This is a genomic window from Jeotgalibacillus proteolyticus (assembly GCF_002926065.1).
Taxonomy (GTDB): Bacteria; Bacillota; Bacilli; order Bacillales; family Jeotgalibacillaceae; genus Jeotgalibacillus; species Jeotgalibacillus proteolyticus.
In genome coordinates this window covers 484,274-505,775 of the sequence record NZ_PREZ01000004.1, presented here as the reverse complement: position 1 = coordinate 505,775, position 21,502 = coordinate 484,274, and the positions used below count along the sequence as shown (strand labels likewise).

Here is a 21,502-nt window from a genome sequence, read left to right as displayed (position 1 = left end):
CTTTACTATTTAACCCGAACAGATCTGGTGTGCTGTTCGGGTTTTTTGTAGGATTTCGGGTAGATTAGGTTTCGGGAGTTGCCTCGGGTGGTGCCTGTCACTTGTCGAATACAATCGACAAGTAACAGGCGCCAATCGAAGTAGTTTACTGTTCAAGTAGATTAAGATAAGGCTAATTCATAATGATAAAACAGAGAGTCTTTTTTATATCCATTCTTTTCGTACAGCCTTTGTGCAGAGTGATTGTCAGGTGCTGTGCTTAGACTGATGCTGACGGCTCCAGTTTCGATGGCAAAATCCTTGGCTTTGTTTAACAGCATCTCGCCAACACCTTGTTTTCTTGCAGAGGCAGCAATATATAAATCATTTAGTATCCATGCTTTTTTCATTGATATAGATGAAAAGGTGGGATAAAGCTGTGTAAATCCTACATAATTATCACGGTCTTTTGCTACAAAAATAATAGAATCTTTATTTTTCAAACGTTTTTCTATGTAAGCAGCAGCTCCTTCAAAATCCGATGGCTGCTGATAAAACTCACGATAAAGATTAAATAACGTTGAAACACCTTTTAAATCCTCCATAGTAGCCTGGTAAATTTCCATTTGTTTAGCACTCCTTCAGTTATGTAGATTTCATGAATGGGACATAATTATATTGTATAGACTTTATTCTCAGGTGTCTTTAGAACAGCTAAAAAATCGACAAGTGACAGGCACTTGTCGAATATCTCATTTTCAATTAAGCATTGCTATTTCTACAGGAATTATTATAATTTAGTAAAAGTATTCTGTGATGTGGTCAAGTAGGTAAGGAATTGTGAGACAGAGAATGCCGCAGCTGCTGAGAGCGGTGTCACTTCTTCTTTATTGAAACCTGCCACGGAGAAGTTATGTAAACATAACCGGTTCGTTGCCGTTATTAAATGCATGAGGGCTTTAGGGATCTAAGGCTGAATATAGGTGGTACCACGTTTTTTAAGCATGAAGACGTCCTGTTTTTAGGGATGTTTTTATGCTTTTTTTATATGAAAAAATGAAGGAGGCCAATGTAATGGCAAATGAAAATGAGTTCACAAAATGGTATATCCAAACGATTCAGCAGGGGGAGTTAATGGATTACACACCTGTACGTGGGTGTATTGCCTTTAAACCGGATGGCTATGAGATCTGGGAGCATATTCAACAGGAAATGGATCGGCATTTTAAAGAAACAGGACATCGAAATGCGTATTTTCCGATGCTGATTCCTGAGTCTTTTTTTGAAAAAGAGAAGGATCATATTGAGGGCTTTTCGCCTGAGCTGCCTTGGGTTACAGAGGCTGCTGGAGAAGTGCTGGAGGAGCGTCTGGCATTGCGTCCGACCTCTGAAACGATGATCGGTCATTTGTATTCGAATTGGATTAACAGTTACCGGGATCTCCCGTTATTACTGAATCAGTGGAGTAATGTTTTTCGCTGGGAAAAGAAGACTTTGCCTTTTATCCGTACGTCGGAGTTTTTATGGCAGGAAGGCCATACGGCCCATGAATGCGAAGAAGAGGCGCGGCAGGAAACGTTTCAGATGCTTGAAATTTATAAAAATGTCATTGAGAACTTTTTAGCGATTCCGGTTTACGATGGAACGAAAACTCCTTCAGAACGTTTCGCAGGAGCGGTTGACACGTTTTCGGTGGAGGCGATGATGAAGGATGGCAAAGCTGTGCAGGCTGGTACCTCACACTATTTAGGCACGAAATTTGCTGAAGCATTTGATATTAAGTATTTAAGCCGGGAGAATAAACATTCCTACGCTCACACAACTTCATGGGGAACATCAACGCGCTTGATTGGCTCGGTTATCATGGTTCACGGTGACGATAAAGGGCTTGTCCTGCCGCCAACCATTGCGCCGGTGCAGGTCGTGTTAATTCCCGTTGGACCGGTCAAAAAGAATCCTCAGGTTCTTGAAAAATTAGAGGAAATGTTTGCTGAATTGAAGAGGAATGGCGTTCGGGTAAGGCTGGATGACAGTGATCAGTCCCCTGGATTTAAGTTTAATAAATGGGAACAAAAAGGGGCCGCGCTGCAAATTCAATTCGGCCCCCGCGATCACCAAAATGGAAATTTTGTACTAAAATCGCGTGATGAAGAGGACAAGCAAACCTTTGAAATTACTGAGCTGCTTTCGGTTGTGGAGGAGCAATTAGAAGCGATGCAAAAGCGGTTATTCCAAAAAGCAAAAAGCTTCAGAGACCAAAATTCTCACTTGGATATCGACACACTTGAGCAGTTGAAGCAGCATATTAAAAAGAGCCAGGAAACCGATGCAGTTCCAGGCTGGATACTGGCAGGCTGGTGCGGAGCTGAAACCTGTGAACAAAAAATCAAAGACGAAACAAAATTCACATCACGTAACATCCCTTTTAATGCGATTACAAAGAAATCCCACTGTATTTCATGTGGGGAGAAAGCAGCTCATACAGTGTGGTTTGCCCGGGCTTATTAATGGAGGGTTTTGGGATGAGTTCGGGGAGTGCCTTTTTCGAGGGGTGCCTGTCACTCCCCGAAATTTGTCAAACGATGAATAGGGGGAGAAATAAAAAGGGGGGATTACCTTGTACCACTACTTTCATAACCTGATTATTAGAGAAGGAACAGAAGGCGTGCCTGGTTCTTATGTTGAAGCTCTTTTTGAGGATGCAGGCTGGGCAGGGAAGACTCCTGACTGGCAGAAGGAGAAGTTTTCACTAATACTTCAAAATTCCACCTGGGCGTTTACCGTGTGGGATGAAGAAAAAATGATCGGAATGGTCAGGGTTATTTCGGACAAAATCATGTATGCGAACATCGTTGATTTAGTGGTTTTATCTGAGTATCAGGGAAAAGGCATAGGTAAAAAACTTGTGGAGCTATGTGTCCAAAAGCTGCCACATGCAGACTGGTTCGCCCACACCTCAGCCAAAAATTTCCCATTTTATGAGCGCTGCGGCTTCGAAGTAAAAGATCTTTCCCAAAACGGCACCTGTGTCTACTATGGTTTCAGGAAGGCACGCCGGGACGGGCATCGATAAAAAGCTGTCACCATCCATTTGGGTGGTGACTTTTTTGTGGCATGTTTTTACGACTTTAAGGAGTTACATTTCGGGTGGTGCCAGGCACATGTCGATTTTGTCGGGCGCGGTGACAGGCACCTGTCGATTCATGTCAACTCCCATCCTCCACTAACCTTTCTACAGGGACAAGCAACCCTATTAGCCCAATTAAGGAGAAGAGTGTGAAGCTGAAGGGATAGGAAAATGCAGCGATTGTGGTGCCGGCAATGGTTGATCCGATGGATTGGCCAATGCCAAGAAACAAAAAAGACAGACTGACCCCAAGTGAAGGGGAGTCGGAAAAGATTCTTGTTGCCCAAACGATGAAGATACCAGTCATGAAAATGTACGAAATTCCAAAAAGAATTCCCGAAGAGTATATAGTCAGAACGCCAGGGAGGGTTATAATCCAAATGGCAATCTGCATAAATACAAGTGTCAGCCGATAAGCCAGGCTTAGGCCAAATTTGTTAATGAACCCGCCAGCAATTCCTCCTAAAATTCCTGATGCACCCATTAGGACCCAGAACATTACACTTTCACCATTTGTCATCTCATGAACAGCTGTTAAGTAGCTTCTTGAAAATGTCCAAAAGATTGACGAGCTTATCCCTGTTATCAATGAAGCACAAAGCAGGAATTTTGCCTTATTCACGGTGACCCTCCAATTTATCTTACTCCCGTTTGAATCAGAAGCGTTTGTGGCAGAGAATATTTTCGAATTCCAAAGCGTCACCACAAAGGCAATTGCTGCAAAAAGGATAAACGCGAGCCTCCAGTGATCGGTGAAAAAGAGCGCGATGGGACCTGAAATAATAAGCCCAAAGCTCGTTCCGCTATTGATCCATGTGTTTCCGCTATCCTTGTCTTTTTTCTTAAAAGTGCTTCCGACGATTTGTGCGTATGCCGGAGATGCCCATCCACTTCCTAGTCCGGCAACAAATGAGCTGAGTGCTAAGCTAGAAAAGTTTTGTGAAAACGCGATGCCCGCTAACCCAATAACTGCACTCCAACCAGCAAATTTAATAATACGTAATTGTCCGTATTTTTGAATTAGATAAGCAGAACTTAACAAAGCGAGTGAATAAGAGGCAAAGGCCAGTGATCCAACAAAACCGGCATTGCTTTCTGTGAGATCAATAGATTGAGAGATGTTTGGCAAAAACAGACCAAAGCTAAACCGGGCAAAGGCAAAAACTACACCAATCATAGCAATTCCCGGAAATACGTATTTCCACATAACCTAACCTCCTTTTATAGATAGAACGATCATTATATTGATTGGTGAAAAAATAAGTAAGCTTAGAATAGCCAGCTTACTTTTCAAATACCATTTTTACTAGTGAATAAAGGTTGTTTTCAACGTTCTCCAAATCCCCAACCTCTGCTAAAGCGGTTGCGCCCTCTAACAGCATGGTCAGCTGAACAGCTTGGTTTTTTGTGATATTATGCTTTTGAAAAAATGAGATGAGGGTTTCTTTATGTGCAATCACCTGATTGACGATATCTTCATTTTCAAATGTATACTCTTCCTTTGCGCGTAAAAACATACAGCCATTTTTCCCTTCAGTACGCAGCCAATTTATATGAGATTTGGCTAGCAACATAGCAATGTCAGCCTGATTGTCACTATTTTCAGCTTCAACAGCTTTATTTAAAAGACTAAAATACCGTTCCTCGCGACCAGTTAACACCGCCATAATCAGATCCTCTTTCGATTCAAAATGATTATACAGCGTCATCAAAGCCACTCCGGCCTCACTCACTACACGCTTAAGCCCCACACCATGGAACCCATTCTCATAAAACAAAACCTCAGCCCGCTCCATTAAATCCTGACGCTTCCTGCTCATCATACAGCCCTCCATTAGATAGAATGATCACTCTAAAAATAACATAGTGGTGGTTGAGGTGCAAGGGAAGAGAGGTGTGGTGAAGTGCGGGGTGTCAGTGCGGAGTGCCGAAGTGCGAGGTGCCTGTCACCACCCGAACTTTGTCAAATGGATTCGACAAGTGCATGTCCCCGCAAATGCACCTAATATAGCCTTTGGTTTTAAAAAATATTTAGATTTAATGTTAAAGTACACTCCTTAATTTAATTCTATGATTTTTTCCATATTTTACGTGTTACAATATGGGGAGATAATTCGAGTGGTGACAGGCCCCACTCGATATTTGTAAAATGGTGTCGAACAGAGAAAGAAATGAGGGGTTAAATGAAGTGGAGTAAAGAATTATCAGTTAAAAAATGGATGGTTCTTGTGGGTGTTTTCACAGTGATGATTGGAGCGTTTCTCCTTGCCTCCCAGGCTTATTTTAGTTACACAGAGGTAACGGAAGCAGCTAATAATTGCTTTGACCAGGGTGGATTGCCCACTATCGAAAAATCAGGATTTAAGATGACTTATTTTGATTGTGAAATGGAGTAATCGGGTGGTGCCTGGCACCGCCCGATTTTTTAATACTTCTTTTTCATGACCTCTGCCAGCTGCGCAGAGTTTGGGGTGGGTTCGTTTTGTAATTGATTGATGATGTTTGTGTGATCGTGGTCGTTTCGGTTTTGACTTAGTTTGTAGGCAGCTTGGACTTCCTGTATTTTTATTTTGAAACCAACGATTCCTTTTATTTGTTTTTCCAGGAGGGGAGGGGAGAGTTTATCCCATAAAACTGGATTTTCGCGATGGTTTTCGTATGTTTCAAGCATTAAAGTCATTTCTTCAACGAGCTCTTCTTTTTCCAGAATGCTCGCTTTTCCGTATAGATGAACGGCCTGGTAGTTCCAGGTCGGGACATTCTCTTGCTCATACCAGGAGGACGAGATGTAGGCATGAGGTCCTTGAAATATTACCAGCACATTTTCAGCGTCCTTAAAGGTTTTCCACTGAGGATTTCCATAGGCCATGTGTCCGGTTATATAATCCTCGTCACCTTTTTGAGAAAAAATTAAAGGCAAATGAGTAGCAATTGGTTTGCCGTTTTCCGTTGTAACGATTGTGCCAAAGGAGTTTTCTTGAATAAAACTCTTGATTTCATTCATATCGGTTACCTTAAAATGTTTTGGAATATACATCATTTTCCCCCTTACTTGTCAGTGATTTAGTCATAATAAAATCAATTTGTTCTTCATCACCCATGTAAAATGGATGAGCGCCGGTGCGGATAAAGCCCATTTTCTCATAAAAGGCAATCGCTCCCGCATTGTTTTCCCATACTCCTAACCAGATCTTTGTCTTATTTTGAGCGTTTGCAATTTCAAAGGCTTTGTTGAGCAAATGCTTACCGAGTCCGAGCTTTTGAAATTTATTTTTAATATAAATCCTCTCAATTTCAAGTGACTCAGGATCTCCTTCATTTTCAGACAATGCATCATCAACATTAATTTTCAAATATCCGGCAGCTTCATTTTTAAAATAGATAAAGTAAAATTGTGAAGAAGTATAGGTTAATTCCTTCTCAACCTGCTGTAAATTAAAAGCCTGTTCTAAATAAGCATTCATATTTTCAGGTTTATTTTGAGCTTTAAATGTCTCGTTAAAGGTTTCATAACTCAATTTCTGAAGCAGGGAAGAATCCTTGAGGGTACACTGCTTGATTTTTACTGCCATTTCACCATTCGCTCCTTTTACTGATTAATATGTTCTTTTATTGCCTTTTTTCACAAATTCCCAGTCAACCTCTACATTTTTTCTTACCTTTTGAAGGAGGTCAAAAAGAGCTTCTGCGTCGTGTTCTGACAGACCAGCCAGTGCAACTTGATTTGAATGTTCATTTTCCCTTTTGATAATCGGAAAAAGCTCTTCACCTTTTTCGGTTAGATACAGCTTTTTAATCTTTTTGTTTCGGTCATCATCTTTCCTTTCAATAAAACCCTTCATCTCAAGCTGCTTAATTGCCCGCGCTGCAGTGGTGCGGTCCACCTTAATCATTTCAGCTAATTTCTCCTGAATAATCCCCGGATTTTCCCCAATTCGCACAAGATACAAATACTGCCCCTTTGTAAGCTCAATCTCCTTAAACTCAACATTACTAATCGAATCAAGCGCACGTGCAATCATCCCAATCTCCCGTAAAATCTCCTTCATAGCAAACTCCTTTGACTTAAAATTTTGTTGTAAATGCAATAAAATAGTTATTTATATAATACTTTAGTTTTGTTGTAAATGCAATAAATAATTACAAGTGCCTGTCACCACCCGTTTTCGACAAGTGCCAGGCACCTCCCGAAAGGCACCCCCCGTAGACACACCCCCCGAAGGTCTACTCAACCAGGTGTAAATAAATTCAAAATTAAGATTTTATTCCCTCTCAATGTATAGTACGATATTTTACAAGGTGTTTTCTATGTTGCAAAATTCCCTAAGTTTCGGGTAGGAGGAGATAGAATGAAGAATGAAATTAATCCAGCGGGGTTTTGGGTTCGGTTTTTTGCAAGTATCTTAGATAATTTGATTGTTTTCTTGCCATTATCTATCCTGGTTTATTTCATAACAGACCACATTCCTTATTATAGTGAAGAATTTTGGTCATGGAATCTTCTTTATTATGTGTACCTAGTCGCTATACCGCTTATGTGGTCCGGCTATGTGATAGGTAAAAAAATAATGGGAATTAAGATTAAACGGATGGACGGAGAGAAACTGACGTTATTTAATATGGTTCTAAGAGAAATTGTGAGTCTATTTTTACTTTCCTACATCACATTTGGTGTCTCGATGATCGTAAGTGTTTTTTTGGTTATATTTAGAGAAGACAAACGCGGAATCCATGATTTGATTGCCGGTACAAGGGTTGTGCATGTGAATTAGTGTGGCGTGTTATTCGACAAGTGCCTGTCACGCCCAGGATTTTGTCGCCCAGGATTCGACAAGTGACAGGCACCACTCGAAAGGTACCACTCAAAAGTACTAAATGAAAGGGGGGATTGGGATGAAGGAGACGATTCTTAATCACGAGGATTTGTTGGATATGCTGGATTCTTTGTTGCGTGAGCCGGAGGGCTTTTGGGATAGTTTTTATTCTGATCGTTCAAAGGGCGTGCCGTTTTTTGTAAATAAGCCGGATGAGAGTTTGGCAGGTTATTTTAACGGCGGTATGTTGAAACCCGGGAAGGTATTAGAGATGGGGAGCGGGCCTGGGAGGAATGCGATTTATTTTGCAGAGAATGGCTGCGAGGTAGATGCGATCGATTTGTCAGAAGAATCGCTCCGTTGGGCAAAGGAAAGAGCAGATGAACGAGGGGTAAGAGTGAATTTTATTCATAGCAATCTATTTCGTTTTCAATTTGAAGAGAATACATATGATATTGTCTACGACTCTGGCTGCTTTCACCACATCGCACCGCACCGAAGAATGAACTATATCGAAATGGTCCAAAAAGCATTAAAACCAGGAGGCTATTTTGCCCTGACCTGTTTTGTGGAAGGCGGAAAGTGGGGAGGTTCAGACATCACCGATTGGGAGGTCTACCGTCAGCGAAGTTTAAATGGAGGCCTTGGATTTACTGAAGAAAAATTAAAAACCATTTTCTCGGACTTTGAGGTCATTGACATACGAAGAATGAAAAATGCAGACGAAGATGCCCCGGTGTTTGGGGTGTCGGGGCTTTGGGCTGGGTTATTTAAAAAGAAATAGACTTGGTTAAAATTTCGGATAGCTTAAGGAGGAACTTCAATGAAGATAATCGACCGTTTTTCTAAAAATAATGATGTTTCCCTTCATTACCTTGAATCACAGAATGAAAGTTCAACGGTAACACCTTTAGTTTATTTGCCTGGGATTTTAAGTGCTGCAGAACAATTTAAGAACGAAATACAAGCCCTTTCTCCAAGACATTAAGTGCCTTCGACAAGTGCCTGTCACTTGTCGAAACAGTGTTTTCCAACGAGGGGGGATTACATGAACGGCCGCGTTACTCTAAAGGTTATTGGGATTCCTATTTTCGTATTTTTATTGCTTTTAATTTTCAATCAGATTTTTAACTTTAGAACTGAAGTGATGTTAGCGATCCTTGTATCTGTTACCTTGGTTGGGTATTGGCAAGTGTTTTATTTAGAGAAAAAGAATCAGAAATAGTTTTTGAGCTTAAAATCCCTAACAAAAATATCCCTATTATGGAGGAATGTCAGTGTTAAACAAACAAGGATTTGATTTATGGGCAGAGGATTATGATCGTACGGTAACGGTTAGCGAGGAAAATGACCGTTATCCTTTTGCTGGTTACAAGGAAATAGTAAATACGATTTTTAATGAAGTGATGCAAAAAGAGGGTTCACGGGTTCTCGATATTGGATTTGGTACCGGTGTTTTAACGACTAAACTTTACGTAAATGGCCATGTAATAGATGGAATTGATTTTTCGAGCAAGATGGTCGGCATTGCACAGGCTAAAATGCCAAAGGCAAATCTAATTGAGTGGGATATACAAAATGGATTGCCTCAAGAAATTTCAAACCAAAAGTACGATTCGGTTATAAGCACCTATGCGCTTCACCACCTCACAGATGAAGATAAAATCACGTTTATTTCCAGCCTACTGCCTTTACTTACTAACGAGGGAAAGTTATTTATTGGTGATATCGCTTTTGAAACCCGGGAAAAGTTAGAACACTGCAAAAAAGAAAGTGCTGACTACTGGGATCACGATGAATTCTATTTCGTTCATGAGGAACTCAATGCAGCCTTGCCGGTTGCCTGCAGCTGCAGATTTTATCCCATTTCTCATTGCGGAGGGGTATTAGTGATTTCGAAGTAGACAGGTGCCTGGCACCACCCGGTTTTTGTCAAAATTCGTCGTAGAAAACAATCGTAGTGCCTGTCACCTGTCGGCTCTTCATCGACAGGTGACAGGCACTTGTCGATTTAGTTGCACCACTCAAACACGAAAAAATGCTATTCTTTTAGGGTGAAGATAGTTTTTTGGCAGGGCGGAGGGAAGTTCAGGATGCTGTTACATAAGAGGGTAGGTTTTTTCGTTATGATGAGCATGTTTGCGTTAACGGTTTTGAGTGCGTGCAGTTCGTCTGCTGAGGAAGAAGAGCAGCTGACGATTATGGCTGCTGCTAGTTTGACGGATGTGATGAATGAGTTAAAGGAAATGTATGTAGAAGAGCATGGAAATGTGAAGCTTTTAATGAATTACGGTTCATCGGGGCAGCTCCGCCAGCAAATTAGTCAGGGGGCGCCTGCTGATCTCTTTTTGTCTGCAGCGAAATCCGATATGGATAAGCTGGAAGAGGCGGGTGATGTTGCAGAAAGGCAGGATCTTGTGATGAATCAGCTTGCTCTGATTGCAACACCGGATACCGCAGAAACTTTGACGAGCTGGGATTCGTTGGCTGATGGGAACATTGAACGATTATCTGTTGGAAGGCCTGATTCCGTTCCAGCTGGAAAATATGCTGAGCAAGTACTCACGGAGCTTGGGATGTGGGATGAGCTCAAGGACGATTTGATCTATGCGTCTGATGTACGAGGTGTATTGACTTATGTGGAAACTGGAAATGTCGATGCGGGAATTGTTTATCATACTGATGCTTTAACATCAGACAAAGTAAAGGTTATTGCCAATGCTCCTGAAGGGTCCCATGAACCGATTTTATATGCAATTGGTCTTTTAAATGGGGCAGAGGATAATGATTCTGCGAGAGATCTTTATGAATGGCTGCAATCAGAAGAAGCGCTTGAAGTGCTTGAATCTTATGGATACGGCAGGGTTCAGTGATGCTTGGGCCTGAATTTTGGACGCCGGTTTGGGTGTCGGTGCGGGTAGTTCTGTTGGCAAGTACACTGGCATTTTTACTTGCCATAGCAGCAGCGTGGCTGTTGAAAAAAAGAACATTTCGAGGGAAAACAGCTCTTGAAACGGTGCTTATGCTGCCGTTGGTACTGCCGCCGACTGTCGTTGGTTTCGGACTCCTGGTCCTGCTCGGACGAAATAGTGTGGTAGGAAGCGGCTTTGAGTGGTTATTTGGACAGCCAATTGTTTTTACTTACATAGCGGCCGTTATTGCAGCGACTGTTGTCGCGTTTCCGCTCGTTTACCAAATGCTGATTAATGGATTTGAAGAAGTGGATAGTGAGCTCGAAGCGGCGGCAAGACAAATGGGGGCCTCTGAAATAGAAGTTTTCAGGTTCGTGACTCTTCCCTTATCTTGGCGTCAAGTCACATCAGGTTTCATGCTCGGGCTAGCTCGGGCATTAGGTGAATTTGGTGCTACCCTAATGTTTGCCGGAAGCATCTTCGGCGTAACCCAAACCGTTCCCGTCAGTATTTACCTGGCAGTGGAAACAGGCAACTATTTGTTAGCCTACTATTGGGTTGGGTCAATTATATTGTTCTCGTTTGTTTTGCTTGCGTTTGTGCAGCAGATGAGGAAATAGAGGAGTGCCTGTCACCACCCGGTTTTTTTCGGGTGGTGACAGGCACTTGTCAATTCACCCAATTTTTTTCGGGTGGTGCCAGGCACTTGTCGAAGGCACTTGTCGAAAGGCACTTGTCGAGCACTTATCACTACATTTGCCTGAATTTTTTTAAAGCACGAGTGTTTATCAAGAATAATAAAATTGCAAAGGTAATTAATCCGGCAAGATATCCCCAAATTTCCATGAAGCCATTCCCATAAACCATAACGCCCTTGATGGCTGCTGCTCCGTAATAAATGGGCATGATATAGGAAAGGTTTCCGAGGTGATAAGGGATGAGGTCTAAAGGAATCAGCCCCGAAAAAAACACCTGGGGAATGATGGTGAATGGAATCATTTGAACCACCTGCAGCTCTGACGTGGAAAAAATGGATATTGTCGCTCCGAATGAAACGGCTGTAACAGCTAACAACACCATTGTGAGCAGAATCCAGCCAATATTTCCTGCTGAACTTAATTGCAGGACAAAAATGGAGTAAAGAACAATAAGAAGGGCCTGAAGGATTGCAAACACACCGTACCCTGCTGTATATCCAAGAATTACCTCGCCCCTTTTACTGGGAGTCATCAATAATCTTTCCAATGTACCTCCGCTGCGTTCTCTGACTAACGCCATCCCTGAAATGATAAATACTAAAAAGAAAGAAAATAAGGCAAGAAATACATAACCGAGGGAATCAAAGGTTGATTGTTCCTGTGTCCCGTAGACATACTTCATTGTAAATTGTGCGGAAGGATTGAGAGAAGCCACTGCTTTTTGAATCTCATTAACAGCCTTTGCTCCTTTTGAAGAAGGTTCATACATGGTAATGGTCATCCCTGAATCCTGAGAAGATTCCATAATTGCGTCAATTCCCTGATGGTCATTCAGGTATTTTTCTGCCTGCTGCACTTCGTTGTCAGTAAGGTCTGCAATCACCAAATCCTGTTCCTCTAAAGCAGTCGTAAGGGATTCAGGTATGGCACCCTGATTGACCCCAACAGTCGGCACATAATCAGAATCACCTAATAGGAAATAAATTAACGTCAAAATAAGGAGCGGGGCGACCAGGATCATCATGATACTTCGTTTGTCATTGAGCGTTTGCCGAATAACGCGTTTAGCTAAATGGATCATTGAACAGCACCGCCCTTCGAAATTTTAGAAGCGGTGAAAAAAAGCTCCTCTACTCGACCGTTTTGCGTTTTCTTGAGCAAATTTGCTACTGTATCAAACTCAATCAAAGAACCATCGTAAATTAGTGCTGCTTTATCACACTCAGTTACCTCATCCATCACGTGGGTGGAAACGATAATCGTTGTACCCGACTGTTTCAATACCTGAAATTGATCCCAAATCTTTCGACGAAGCACGGGATCGATTCCAACTGTCGGTTCATCAAGAAATAAAATTTTTGGAGAATGTAAAATAGCAGCGGCAAGTGAAAGGCGTTTTTTCATCCCGCCGGAAAAATTTTTAACCAGCTTTTTTCGATGCTCTGTTAACTCGACGATCTCAAGTGCTTCCTTGATGCGCACTTCTAAACTGGATTTTGTCATTTGAAAAAGGCCACCAAAAAATTTTAAATTGCCTTCAGCAGATAAATCATCATATAAAGCATCATTTTGAGGCATAAATCCTATTTCTTTTAGCAGACTCATTTTAGGGTTTTGACTTTCATTAAAATGGATAGCTCCTGCATCAGCGGGAATGGCCCCAATCATCAGACGGATCAATGTCGTTTTCCCGGAACCGGAAGGACCAAGCAAGCAGCATATTTCTCCGGATGAAATCGAAAATGTGATGTCTTTAATAACCAGATGGTGATCAAAGCTTTTACTGACATTCGAAACGTGGATATTCATTGAAATTTCTCCTTTCTGGTTTTAATAAATAACAAACATGGTGTCGTTTTACTGTATGCTATAAGTATAGAATCCAGGTAACAACTGAACAATAATCAAAAATTAACGATGTGTCGGTTAAACTACACTATTTACGAAAGTGTTGAAAAAAATGAGTGAAGTTAATGAAGTGGAGGATATGAACATGGATTTGCGCGTCATTCGCACGAGAGAATCGATCAAGAATGCATTTATCGAGTTAGTGGAAGAAAAAGGGTTTGAAGCCGTCACTATTAAAGATTTAACTACCAGGGCACGGATTAACCGCGGCACCTTTTACAGCCATTATCAGGATAAATATGATCTAATGGCGAAATGCGAGGAAGAAGTGGTTGCTGAACTGGAAGACAAGATCATTAAAAATATTCCTAAGGTCATATCAGAATTGGAAACCAAAGCTCCAAACACAATCCCCTTCGCCATTCTTGTACCGTTCTTTGAATTTATTAATAAAAACAGAGGACTAATGAAAGCTTTACTGAGCCCAAAAGGTGATTTATCCTTTCAATCTAAATTAAAAATTTTTATGCGAAAAGCTCTCTTTGCCAGTGAAAATGCTTCTATTTTTAAGGAGGAAAATCTCCTGGTACCGGCAGAATACCTCATTTCCTATATCTCATCAGCCCATCTCGGTGTTATTCACGAGTGGCTGAACAATAACAGAGAAGAATCCCCCCAGGAAATAGCCAGAATCATCCTCACCATGACTGTAAACGGCCCCTTCTATGCAGCAGGATTAAAAAAATAGAATTTAGGGTGCGCATTCGGGTGGTGCCAGGCACTCCTCAGGCACTACTCGATTTTTGTCGACTCGTTCTCAATTTTTTTGAGTGGTGCCTGTCACCACCCGATTAGTAAAGCATTTCGTCTCGAAGTGCTTTTTTATTTTGAATAAATTTCATAAAGGAATAATAAAATATCTCTAAACAATATAATTTTATTGATAATCGATAAATAATTAGGTATTATCACATTAATACTACTAATTAAGTGAGGTGCTTTTTATGAAAATGGGAACGACGCTTTTTTTAAAGATTGCTGTATTTCTTATTGGTCTCCCGATTTTGGCTCTATGTATATTTTTAGTTCCCGAAATCGCAAGTTACTCTTTAGAATTAAATTCCGGCATTAATTATCTAAACTATCTTGTTTTTCTTCTGTTTTATGGAGCTGCTATTCCTTTTTACTTTGCTCTGTATCAGGCTTTTAAGCTGTTAATCTATATTGACCATAGTCATGCGTTCTCAAATTTATCGGTAAATGCTTTGAAGAGAATTAAAATCTGTGCCCTCATGATCAGCACCTTCTTTGCAGCAGGGCTTCCGTTATTTTATCTAATAGCCCAGGAAGAAGATGCGCCGGGGATTATTGTCATTGGAATGATCATTGTTTTTGCTTCCTTGGTCATTGCTGTTTTTGCCGCTGTCCTGCAAAGGCTTTTACAGGAAGCAATCGAGATCAAATCTGAAAATGATTTAGTAGTTTGAGGTGAAACTATGACCATTATAATCAATATCGACGTAATGCTGGCGAAAAGGAAAATGAGTGTCACTGAGCTCTCGGAAAAGGTCGGAATCACCATGGCAAACCTTTCCATATTAAAAAATGGAAAAGCAAAAGCCGTTCGCTTCTCCACATTAGAAGCCATCTGCAAAGCCCTGGACTGTCAGCCGGGGGATATTTTGGAATATAAAGATGAGGAATGATCAGTAATTCGAGTGGTGCCTGGCACCACCCGAATCTTTTTGCCCTTGTACCCAGAATTAAGAAGTAGAGGAGTGCCTGTCACCACCCGGATTTTTTCCGGGTGGTGACAGGCACTCCTCGATTTTTGTCGACTCGTTTTCATCCTTTTGTCGTAGTTCTTTTTCTGCCAAATGCAGGAAGGCTTCGGGTGTGTTTTGTTTTATAGTGGAGGAAATAGATGGTAAAGGGGATTGAAGGATGAGGAGTTTGTTGCAGGATGGCCGGTTTCGGTTAATTTTATTAGGAAATATTGCTTCTTCGGTTGGGGCAGGAATTACGATGATCGCGATCCCATGGCTTTTGGTATCGGGGGAGAATGGAAGTATTATTTTTGGCTATGTGACCATGGGGATGACGGTTATTAATTTTCTGCTGGCACCGCTTGTAGGGCAGTTAATTGACAGGGTTTCGCGAAAACAGCTGCTTCTTACAAGTAAAAAAGTGAGCTTACTCGTTGTGCTTGGTTTTTCAATTTACGGGATGGCCGGGATGACATTTGAAACGTGGCATTATATGGTGCTGTTCGTGACAGGAAGCTTGTACTACACGATTTTCTATCCTACGATGTTTGCACTAAATCAGGAGTTATTTTCAAAGGATCAGTATAAGTCCTTAAATGGCACGATTGAAATTCAGGGACAGTTATCAAGTGTGATTGCAGGAGGAGCAGCGAGTATTCTTTTGATGGTTGTAGAGCTTCAGACTATTTTGCTCGTTAATGCAGCAGCCTATGGTATTGCGATTTGGTTATACATACGAATTCCTTATTTGAAAAAGAAGACAGAAGTCAGTGGAGTTAAGTTAAAATCAGCCAAACCAATGAGCTTTATAAAACACAACCGGGCAATTTTTCTGCTGTTTTTATTTTCGACGATGCCGTTTATCGGGGTAATGCTTACAAATTACTTGTTTCCCGTTTATCTGGTGGATGTTCTGCAAACCTCGGGAAGCGTCTACGGTTTTAAAGAAATGATATACGCCATTGGCGCTGTGGCAGCGGGGATCCTTGCACCAATTGCAGCAGCAAAATGGGGAGAAGGGAAGACAATACTATTCACGATGTCGCTGTATACGGCAGCTATTTTCATCGTGTTAGTGGCGAATGTTCCGGTTTTTCTCATGCTGATGTTCTTTCTGGCTATTGGTAATAGCGGAGCACGCGTTGCCAGAAATGCCCTCATGATGGAGAAGGTGCCAAATGAGATGATCGGCAGAATTGATGGGCTAATCCGTTCAATTGGATTGTTCGTTCGAATCCTTTTGCTCGGAGTCTTTACTGGAATGGTTTCCGGAGGCGCCATTATGATGTGCTTCATGATCCTTGGTCTTCTAGTTTTCGCCAGTTTGATTATCGTTCTGTTCGCTTCACGGGCTGCACGCTTTGAAGGAAAAGTTGTACCGGAGGAGACGGTGGCGTAAGGGGAAAGAGCTCCCTTTTCTTCGAGAAAAACAAGTATACTAATTAAAAAGGGGAAATGAAGGATGGGCCAGATTGATGACTATATTTCTCAATTTCCAAAGGAGGTTCAGGATAATTCACTTCAATCGCTGCGTGCAGTTATTTTAGAAGAGATTCCCGGAGCGATTGAAAAAATGAGCTAAGCTTGCCAACGTTTTCGTTAAAAAAGAATATCGTCCAATTTGCTGCATACAAAAACCACATCGGGCTTTTACCCCGGCGCCAGCGGAGTTGAAGCGTTTCAGGGTGAACGAGTTAAGTTGAAAATTGATACTTACGATCTCATACTAGAACCGTTCAAGTTATAAGAAGAAGTTGTTAAAGGTGTCCGGGGGAGAACTTTGGGAGCGGGTAGAGCATTTAAATAGGCTACAGAGGCAGGTATTAACCTAAAAAAGTACCGGTATATTGCGTACCGATACTTTCTTGAGGGGGTGAAATTTTACATAAGCAAAATCAGGCTGGTGGCCATGACAGCCATTCCGGCGACCATTCCGTACATCGCGTGGTGGGCTTTGCCATATTCACGCGCTGCAGGAAGGAGTCCATCCAGTGAAATGAACACCATAATACCGCCTACAGCTGCAAAAACGAGGCCGAAAAGAGTGTCAGAAAGAAAAGGCATCAGGATTAAAAAACCGATCAAGGCACCAGCCGGTTCAGCAAGTCCTGAAAGAAAGCTTAGTTTAAAGGCTTTTCTCTTTGAGCCCGTTGCATAATAAATTGGGACTGAAACCGCAATCCCCTCTGGAATATTATGAAGTGCGATCGCGATTGCAATGGCAAGGCCGACTGCAGGGTCATTGAGCGCTGAAATGAATGTTGCGAGCCCTTCTGGAAAGTTGTGAATTGCTATAGCAAGTGCCATAAATACGCCTGTTTTTCTCAGGCGGAGAGCTGCACTTTTAGAAAGAGTTGTGTGATTGGCTGCTTTTGACGCAATGGTTTGCCCATCCTCCGGGTCCTGTCCGGACTCAACGAATTTTGCTTCGTGAGGATTTCCGACTGTGGGAATCAGCTTATCGATCAGACCGATCAAAAGCATCCCTGCGAAAAACGCCAAAACCGTGTAGATCATTCCCGGCTGGTCACCGTGTGCTCCGGCAAGCTCATGAAGCGCTTTTGGAAAGATCTCTACAAATGAAACGTAAATCATTACACCTGCTGAAAAGCCCATTGCAATTGATAAAAATGCCGTATTCGTACGCTTCGCAAAAAAGGCAAACATACTGCCGACTCCAGTGGCAAGACCGGCAAACAGCGTTAACAAAAATGCATATAAAACCGTACCATCCATACCGCATTCTCCTTTAATTAAAATGATTCTTATCATACTATATGATAAATCTTTGCCTAAGGCAACTTTTTTGATAAATATAAATAAAAGTTGCTATGGCTAACTTTCGTCATGGAATCGACAAGTGCCTGTCACTTGTCGAATGAATGAATTCCAAGTGACAGGTACTTAGTCGTGGGGTGCCAGGCACCACGACAATGGATTCGACAGAAATCGGGGAGTGACAGGCACTTGACAGGCACTCGTCAAAATCCTAATTCACCCCGAAGAATTTTACTTGCTGCTGCGATTTCTTCTTCAGGGATGACGTAGTAGTAGACGCCTTTTATGGATTGGTTGGTTCCTTCTTCGAGGGAGAGCTGCTGGATGGTTTGAGTGGCGCTTTTGTAGTCGTTTTGGATGCCGATGAGCTGGTCGAAGGTGAGGTTGGTTTTTACGTTTTCCCCAAGCGTTTGCAGGATGTTTCCGCTGTTAAAAAATGCTGATAAGGTAGTGCCTTCCTTAATGATGGACTGAATGACGTTACGCTGACGTTCCTGCCTGCCGAAATCTCCATTGGGATCCGCTGCACGCATGCGTGAATAGGATAATGCTTGTTTTCCGTTCATGATGATTTTCCCTTTTGGAAATTGAAAGCCTCCTGCTGTAAATTCAAAAGTATTATCTACTGTTACGCCACCGAGGAGATCAATTATATCCTCAAAGCCCTCCATATTAACTTTTACATAATAATCAATCGGGATATCAAGCATATTTTCTACCGTACTCATCGCCATTTCCACACCGCCATAAGCGTAGGCATGATTAATTTTATCCTTTGTACCATAGCCTGCAATCTCAGTGTAAGTATCTCTGGGAATGCTGAGGATATTCGTTTTCTCATCGGCAGGATTTACGATCACGACCATCATTGTATCCGACCTGCCTGCATCTCCCTCCCGTTCATCCACACCTAAAACCAGTACAGAGAAGGGATCCTTTTCTTCAATACGCACTTCCTCTGAACGTTTAGCTGACTTATCACGATCAAGCGGAGAAAGCATTCCCTTTGAAGCGGTGTGAAGAGAGTGATAAAGCACAGAAAAACAGCCCGCACCTGTTATTAAAAGAAAAACCAAGATCAACAAACTCCATCTCACCCAGCCGCTTCTAAACTTATCCCTTATTCCATTCATACCATTTCCTCACTTTTCCTTCACCTTTACTTCTTATCACTTATCCTATAAACAAATGGTGGAAATCAGAATGGAATTTTTTATCGACAAATGGATTCGACAAGTGCCTGTCACCCCCCGATGTCACCTCCCGAAGCATCACCAAAATCACTCGACAAAAATCGAGTGGTGCCAGGCACTACGACCCCTCCCAGCATGGTATATTACTGTATATAGAGTTTATTATGCCTCATGATATTTGCGTTTTATTTATTCTTATTGGAAGAAGGGGAGAAGTATGTATACTGCCGGAATAGATCTTGGGGGTACCCGGGTGAGAGTGGGAATTATTGATGAGGAGTATCGGCTGCTTTATTGGGAGGAAGCTTTTTCGGAAGTGGGGCTAGGCTATGAGCATACATTAACGGTGATTTTTGGTTTGTTGGATCGGGCGAAGGAAAAGTACGTTTATAACCGGATCGGGATTTGTGCACCGGGGCCGCTCGATCATAGAAGTGGAGTCCTTTTAGATCCTCCCAATTTACAAAGCTGGGGGAATGTTGCCATTGTGGATCTTGTAAGGGATCGTGTGAATGTACCTGTGTTCTTACTAAATGACGCCAATGCAGCAGCTCTTTCTGAAGCGAGAAGTGGAGCGGGAAAAGGGTATGAAAGTGTGTGGTTTACTACTGTAAGCACCGGTGTGGGAAGCGGCTATGTCCATGAAGGGAAGCTGATTCAGGGAGCTGGAGGCTGTGCAGGAGAAATTGGCAATATGATTATAGTTCCTGATGGAGCTGTTCATTCTAATTTAAATCCAGGTGCATTAGAAGCCTATGCAAGCGGCACAGCGTTAACCCGCATCAGCATTGAAAAGTATGGATGGGCAGGCGGTGCTCAAGAGGCAATTGAGCGGGCCATTGCTGGTGAAAAAGAAGCTATAAAATTGATTGATCAAACCATGACCTATCTGGCAATCGGCCTCGCAAATGTTGTACATACGGTAAATCCTGATGTGTTTGTTATGGGCGGCGGCGTGATGACCCACCATGAATATTTATTGCCAATACTTAAAGCAAAAACAAACGAACGGGTTTATGACAGTTTAAAAGGGACCTTTGACTTTACGTACGCTGCTTATGGAGTAGAGGCTGGAGTCATTGGCGCCGCCACCTACGCGAGTTTAAAATTAAATGTAACTATATAGAAAATCCGTTCCTGCCTGTGAGTTGGGTAGGAACGGATTTTTTTGTTGAGGCAACTCTAATAAAAATGAAAATAATGAAATTATTCCGAAAATTTAAATAAAACTTGTTGCAATTTGGAAAAAGTGGAGGTACTATATGTTTAGGGTAACGGTTTCCAAAACCGATACCCAAGAAAAATCTTACATTTTTCTTAGATATGGAGATGGATATGAAAATAACAATTGCAGATGTAGCTATTAAAGCAGGTGTATCCAAAACTACAGTTTCCCGGATTTTAAACGGAAATTTTGATCACACCACTGAAGAAACAAAACAAAGAATTTTAAAGGCTATTGAAGAGCTTGATTACAGACCCAATGCTCTGGCTAAAAGCTTAAAATCAATGAAAACAAATGTATTAGGAATTGTTTTATCCAATTTTAAAAACCCTTTCTGGATTAATGTATTAGAAGGAGTGGAGGACACTTGCAGAGAGATGGGCTACAATCTGATGATCTCCAACTCTAATGAGGAATCGAGTCTTGAAAAACAGTATATACAGGAATTTCAAATGCGTCAGGTGGATGGAATGATTATCAATCCAACTGCTCAAAATCATCATGTTTATCAAAAACTGGTCGATGCAAAATTTCCAATTGTTTTCATCAACCGCCGGGTAGAGCCTGTGGTGGCGCAAAATGTAGTCGTAGACAATATTAAAGGGTCTTACGCTGCGGTAAAGCAATTGCTAAAAAACAATCGAAGAAAAGTCTCAGTCATTCTCTTTCGTAATGAACATGTAAGCACCTGGAAGGAAAGGGTGGAGGGATATAAGAAAGCGCTACTCGATCATGGTTATACGGAGAAGGATTTCTTAATTTTAGCTCTGGAGCCGGCTGAAAAAAATAAAAAAGAAAGAATTATCGAGTACCTTCAGCAAAATCCGGAAATTGATTCGATTTTTTCAACAAACAATATGCTTACTCTTGAAATTATGGAAGCTATTCGCAAGCTGGATAAATCAATTCCTGAGGATATTAGTTTAGTAGGTTATGATGAAACGGTTTGGGCTAAGCATATCAATCCGCCACTCACGACTATTTGGCAGCCTGGCTACGAAATGGGCAGGGTGGCAGCGGTGAATTTAATCAATAGCATTGAAGGAAAGCCGCCAACCTTTAACACAGTTGTATTGGAGCCTAAATTAATTGTCAGAGAATCCTGTGGAGAGAAGTGAAATTTTTTAGCTAAAAATTAAAGCGCTTACAAAAATCCTGTTTC

General features: G+C 41.7%; 26 protein-coding genes and 1 other annotated feature. Of the genes, 16 read left to right on the top strand and 10 right to left on the bottom strand.

Annotation, left to right across the window (positions count from 1 at the left end; translation table 11 throughout):
• Window positions 1-161: 161 nt before the first annotated feature.
• Window positions 162-605, bottom strand: a complete 444-nt coding sequence (locus tag C4B60_RS12735; RefSeq protein WP_104058384.1) for a GNAT family N-acetyltransferase — start codon at window positions 603-605, stop codon at window positions 162-164.
• A 178-nt stretch (window positions 606-783) separates the two neighbouring features.
• Window positions 784-1,000, top strand: a binding site (T-box leader).
• A 35-nt stretch (window positions 1,001-1,035) separates the two neighbouring features.
• On the opposite strand from C4B60_RS12735, the gene proS reads away from it, so the two are divergent.
• Entirely contained in the window at window positions 1,036-2,487 is a 1,452-nt protein-coding gene (gene proS / locus C4B60_RS12730) for a proline--tRNA ligase (RefSeq protein ID WP_104058472.1), read from the top strand.
• 109 nt (window positions 2,488-2,596) lie between these two features.
• Window positions 2,597-3,052, top strand: coding sequence for a GNAT family N-acetyltransferase (locus C4B60_RS12725; RefSeq protein ID WP_104058383.1), 456 nt, complete (start codon window positions 2,597-2,599; stop codon window positions 3,050-3,052).
• Between the two features lie 133 nt (window positions 3,053-3,185).
• Here the strand turns inward: C4B60_RS12725 and C4B60_RS12720 are convergent, their stop codons facing one another.
• Window positions 3,186-4,313, bottom strand: coding sequence for an MFS transporter (locus C4B60_RS12720; protein ID WP_104058382.1), 1,128 nt, complete (start codon window positions 4,311-4,313; stop codon window positions 3,186-3,188).
• A gap of 76 nt (window positions 4,314-4,389) precedes the next feature.
• Window positions 4,390-4,926, bottom strand: coding sequence for a TetR/AcrR family transcriptional regulator (locus C4B60_RS12715; protein ID WP_104058381.1), 537 nt, complete (start codon window positions 4,924-4,926; stop codon window positions 4,390-4,392).
• 363 nt (window positions 4,927-5,289) lie between these two features.
• Between C4B60_RS12715 and C4B60_RS12710 the strand changes: the two genes are divergently transcribed.
• Window positions 5,290-5,502, top strand: a complete 213-nt coding sequence (locus tag C4B60_RS12710) for a hypothetical protein (protein WP_104058380.1) — start codon at window positions 5,290-5,292, stop codon at window positions 5,500-5,502.
• Window positions 5,503-5,531: 29 nt separating this feature from the next.
• Here C4B60_RS12710 and C4B60_RS12705 read toward each other — a convergent pair whose 3' ends face one another.
• From C4B60_RS12705 to C4B60_RS12695, 3 genes are read right to left on the bottom strand one after another with little or no spacing between them, the layout of a single operon-like run.
• On the bottom strand, window positions 5,532-6,143 hold the full coding sequence (locus C4B60_RS12705; protein ID WP_104058379.1) for an FMN-binding negative transcriptional regulator: 612 nt from the start codon (window positions 6,141-6,143) through the stop codon (window positions 5,532-5,534).
• Complete coding sequence (paiA, locus tag C4B60_RS12700; protein ID WP_104058378.1) at window positions 6,121-6,678, bottom strand: spermidine/spermine N(1)-acetyltransferase; 558 nt, start codon at window positions 6,676-6,678, stop codon at window positions 6,121-6,123. Before paiA ends, C4B60_RS12705 begins: the two co-directional genes overlap by 23 nt.
• A gap of 24 nt (window positions 6,679-6,702) precedes the next feature.
• A complete protein-coding gene (locus C4B60_RS12695) occupies window positions 6,703-7,155 on the bottom strand; it encodes a MarR family winged helix-turn-helix transcriptional regulator (protein WP_104058377.1) in 453 nt (150 codons plus the stop codon).
• Window positions 7,156-7,455: 300 nt separating this feature from the next.
• On the opposite strand from C4B60_RS12695, the gene C4B60_RS12690 reads away from it, so the two are divergent.
• The 7 genes from C4B60_RS12690 to modB all read left to right on the top strand — a co-directional run bounded on the left by C4B60_RS12690 (window position 7,456) and on the right by modB (window position 11,452).
• Window positions 7,456-7,878, top strand: a complete 423-nt coding sequence (locus C4B60_RS12690; protein ID WP_104058376.1) for an RDD family protein — start codon at window positions 7,456-7,458, stop codon at window positions 7,876-7,878.
• Between the two features lie 121 nt (window positions 7,879-7,999).
• Window positions 8,000-8,704, top strand: a complete 705-nt coding sequence (locus tag C4B60_RS12685; RefSeq protein ID WP_104058375.1) for a class I SAM-dependent methyltransferase — start codon at window positions 8,000-8,002, stop codon at window positions 8,702-8,704.
• A 39-nt stretch (window positions 8,705-8,743) separates the two neighbouring features.
• Window positions 8,744-8,908: a hypothetical protein gene (locus C4B60_RS21480; protein WP_167578653.1), complete on the top strand. Its 165-nt coding sequence runs from the start codon at window positions 8,744-8,746 to the stop codon at window positions 8,906-8,908.
• A 60-nt stretch (window positions 8,909-8,968) separates the two neighbouring features.
• Window positions 8,969-9,145, top strand: a complete 177-nt coding sequence (locus tag C4B60_RS21475; protein ID WP_167578652.1) for a hypothetical protein — start codon at window positions 8,969-8,971, stop codon at window positions 9,143-9,145.
• Between the two features lie 46 nt (window positions 9,146-9,191).
• A complete protein-coding gene (locus C4B60_RS12680; RefSeq protein WP_104058374.1) occupies window positions 9,192-9,824 on the top strand; it encodes a class I SAM-dependent methyltransferase in 633 nt (210 codons plus the stop codon).
• A gap of 189 nt (window positions 9,825-10,013) precedes the next feature.
• Window positions 10,014-10,793: a molybdate ABC transporter substrate-binding protein gene (gene modA, locus C4B60_RS12675; protein ID WP_104058373.1), complete on the top strand. Its 780-nt coding sequence runs from the start codon at window positions 10,014-10,016 to the stop codon at window positions 10,791-10,793.
• The gene (gene modB, locus C4B60_RS12670; RefSeq protein WP_104058372.1) at window positions 10,793-11,452 is read left to right on the top strand and encodes a molybdate ABC transporter permease subunit; all 660 of its coding nucleotides are present in this window, start codon (window positions 10,793-10,795) and stop codon (window positions 11,450-11,452) included. The genes modA and modB overlap by 1 nt, the downstream gene beginning before the upstream one ends.
• A gap of 130 nt (window positions 11,453-11,582) precedes the next feature.
• Here modB and C4B60_RS12665 read toward each other — a convergent pair whose 3' ends face one another.
• Both C4B60_RS12665 and C4B60_RS12660 read right to left on the bottom strand, forming a co-directional pair.
• Window positions 11,583-12,611, bottom strand: a complete 1,029-nt coding sequence (locus C4B60_RS12665) for an ABC transporter permease (RefSeq protein ID WP_104058371.1) — start codon at window positions 12,609-12,611, stop codon at window positions 11,583-11,585.
• On the bottom strand, window positions 12,608-13,339 hold the full coding sequence (locus C4B60_RS12660) for an ABC transporter ATP-binding protein (protein ID WP_104058370.1): 732 nt from the start codon (window positions 13,337-13,339) through the stop codon (window positions 12,608-12,610). Before C4B60_RS12660 ends, C4B60_RS12665 begins: the two co-directional genes overlap by 4 nt.
• 169 nt (window positions 13,340-13,508) lie before the next feature.
• On the opposite strand from C4B60_RS12660, the gene C4B60_RS12655 reads away from it, so the two are divergent.
• The 4 genes from C4B60_RS12655 to C4B60_RS12640 all read left to right on the top strand — a co-directional run bounded on the left by C4B60_RS12655 (window position 13,509) and on the right by C4B60_RS12640 (window position 16,543).
• Entirely contained in the window at window positions 13,509-14,126 is a 618-nt protein-coding gene (locus tag C4B60_RS12655; RefSeq protein ID WP_135122123.1) for a TetR/AcrR family transcriptional regulator, read from the top strand.
• Window positions 14,127-14,382: 256 nt separating this feature from the next.
• Window positions 14,383-14,865, top strand: coding sequence for a DUF2975 domain-containing protein (locus tag C4B60_RS12650; RefSeq protein ID WP_104058368.1), 483 nt, complete (start codon window positions 14,383-14,385; stop codon window positions 14,863-14,865).
• 9 nt (window positions 14,866-14,874) lie between these two features.
• Window positions 14,875-15,084: a helix-turn-helix domain-containing protein gene (locus tag C4B60_RS12645; protein ID WP_104058367.1), complete on the top strand. Its 210-nt coding sequence runs from the start codon at window positions 14,875-14,877 to the stop codon at window positions 15,082-15,084.
• A gap of 238 nt (window positions 15,085-15,322) precedes the next feature.
• The gene (locus tag C4B60_RS12640) at window positions 15,323-16,543 is read left to right on the top strand and encodes an MFS transporter (RefSeq protein ID WP_104058366.1); all 1,221 of its coding nucleotides are present in this window, start codon (window positions 15,323-15,325) and stop codon (window positions 16,541-16,543) included.
• 482 nt (window positions 16,544-17,025) lie between these two features.
• Here the strand turns inward: C4B60_RS12640 and zupT are convergent, their stop codons facing one another.
• Both zupT and C4B60_RS12625 read right to left on the bottom strand, forming a co-directional pair.
• A complete protein-coding gene (zupT, locus tag C4B60_RS12630; RefSeq protein WP_104058365.1) occupies window positions 17,026-17,880 on the bottom strand; it encodes a zinc transporter ZupT in 855 nt (284 codons plus the stop codon).
• Window positions 17,881-18,125: 245 nt separating this feature from the next.
• Window positions 18,126-19,055, bottom strand: a complete 930-nt coding sequence (locus C4B60_RS12625) for an LCP family glycopolymer transferase (RefSeq protein WP_104058364.1) — start codon at window positions 19,053-19,055, stop codon at window positions 18,126-18,128.
• A gap of 277 nt (window positions 19,056-19,332) precedes the next feature.
• Between C4B60_RS12625 and C4B60_RS12620 the strand changes: the two genes are divergently transcribed.
• On the top strand, window positions 19,333-20,241 hold the full coding sequence (locus tag C4B60_RS12620; RefSeq protein WP_104058363.1) for an ROK family protein: 909 nt from the start codon (window positions 19,333-19,335) through the stop codon (window positions 20,239-20,241).
• Window positions 20,242-20,450: 209 nt separating this feature from the next.
• Window positions 20,451-21,458 carry a LacI family DNA-binding transcriptional regulator gene (locus C4B60_RS12615; protein ID WP_104058362.1) on the top strand — a complete coding sequence of 336 codons (1,008 nt, stop codon included), beginning with the start codon at window positions 20,451-20,453 and terminating at the stop codon, window positions 21,456-21,458.
• Window positions 21,459-21,502 lie beyond the last annotated feature (44 nt).

Excerpts from the sequence above, each read along its gene's own strand:
- C4B60_RS12685 (WP_104058375.1), top strand. The coding sequence starts at position 8,000 with ATGAAGGAGACGATTCTTAATCACGAGGATTTGTTGGATATGCTGGAT.
- C4B60_RS21475 (WP_167578652.1), top strand. The coding sequence starts at position 8,969 with ATGAACGGCCGCGTTACTCTAAAGGTTATTGGGATTCCTATTTTCGTA.
- modA (WP_104058373.1), top strand. The coding sequence starts at position 10,014 with ATGCTGTTACATAAGAGGGTAGGTTTTTTCGTTATGATGAGCATGTTT.
- C4B60_RS12715 (WP_104058381.1), bottom strand. The coding sequence starts at position 4,926 with ATGAGCAGGAAGCGTCAGGATTTAATGGAGCGGGCTGAGGTTTTGTTT.
- C4B60_RS12650 (WP_104058368.1), top strand. The coding sequence starts at position 14,383 with ATGAAAATGGGAACGACGCTTTTTTTAAAGATTGCTGTATTTCTTATT.
- C4B60_RS12735 (WP_104058384.1), bottom strand. The coding sequence starts at position 605 with ATGGAAATTTACCAGGCTACTATGGAGGATTTAAAAGGTGTTTCAACG.
- C4B60_RS12615 (WP_104058362.1), top strand. The coding sequence starts at position 20,451 with ATGAAAATAACAATTGCAGATGTAGCTATTAAAGCAGGTGTATCCAAA.
- C4B60_RS12710 (WP_104058380.1), top strand. The coding sequence starts at position 5,290 with ATGAAGTGGAGTAAAGAATTATCAGTTAAAAAATGGATGGTTCTTGTG.
- C4B60_RS21480 (WP_167578653.1), top strand. The coding sequence starts at position 8,744 with ATGAAGATAATCGACCGTTTTTCTAAAAATAATGATGTTTCCCTTCAT.
- C4B60_RS12645 (WP_104058367.1), top strand. The coding sequence starts at position 14,875 with ATGACCATTATAATCAATATCGACGTAATGCTGGCGAAAAGGAAAATG.
- C4B60_RS12660 (WP_104058370.1), bottom strand. The coding sequence starts at position 13,339 with ATGAATATCCACGTTTCGAATGTCAGTAAAAGCTTTGATCACCATCTG.
- paiA (WP_104058378.1), bottom strand. The coding sequence starts at position 6,678 with ATGGCAGTAAAAATCAAGCAGTGTACCCTCAAGGATTCTTCCCTGCTT.
- C4B60_RS12690 (WP_104058376.1), top strand. The coding sequence starts at position 7,456 with ATGAAGAATGAAATTAATCCAGCGGGGTTTTGGGTTCGGTTTTTTGCA.
- C4B60_RS12620 (WP_104058363.1), top strand. The coding sequence starts at position 19,333 with ATGTATACTGCCGGAATAGATCTTGGGGGTACCCGGGTGAGAGTGGGA.
- C4B60_RS12680 (WP_104058374.1), top strand. The coding sequence starts at position 9,192 with ATGTCAGTGTTAAACAAACAAGGATTTGATTTATGGGCAGAGGATTAT.
- C4B60_RS12640 (WP_104058366.1), top strand. The coding sequence starts at position 15,323 with ATGAGGAGTTTGTTGCAGGATGGCCGGTTTCGGTTAATTTTATTAGGA.
- C4B60_RS12705 (WP_104058379.1), bottom strand. The coding sequence starts at position 6,143 with ATGTATATTCCAAAACATTTTAAGGTAACCGATATGAATGAAATCAAG.
- proS (WP_104058472.1), top strand. The coding sequence starts at position 1,036 with ATGAAGGAGGCCAATGTAATGGCAAATGAAAATGAGTTCACAAAATGG.
- C4B60_RS12720 (WP_104058382.1), bottom strand. The coding sequence starts at position 4,313 with ATGTGGAAATACGTATTTCCGGGAATTGCTATGATTGGTGTAGTTTTT.
- zupT (WP_104058365.1), bottom strand. The coding sequence starts at position 17,880 with ATGGATGGTACGGTTTTATATGCATTTTTGTTAACGCTGTTTGCCGGT.
- C4B60_RS12625 (WP_104058364.1), bottom strand. The coding sequence starts at position 19,055 with ATGAATGGAATAAGGGATAAGTTTAGAAGCGGCTGGGTGAGATGGAGT.
- C4B60_RS12665 (WP_104058371.1), bottom strand. The coding sequence starts at position 12,611 with ATGATCCATTTAGCTAAACGCGTTATTCGGCAAACGCTCAATGACAAA.
- C4B60_RS12695 (WP_104058377.1), bottom strand. The coding sequence starts at position 7,155 with ATGAAGGAGATTTTACGGGAGATTGGGATGATTGCACGTGCGCTTGAT.
- modB (WP_104058372.1), top strand. The coding sequence starts at position 10,793 with ATGCTTGGGCCTGAATTTTGGACGCCGGTTTGGGTGTCGGTGCGGGTA.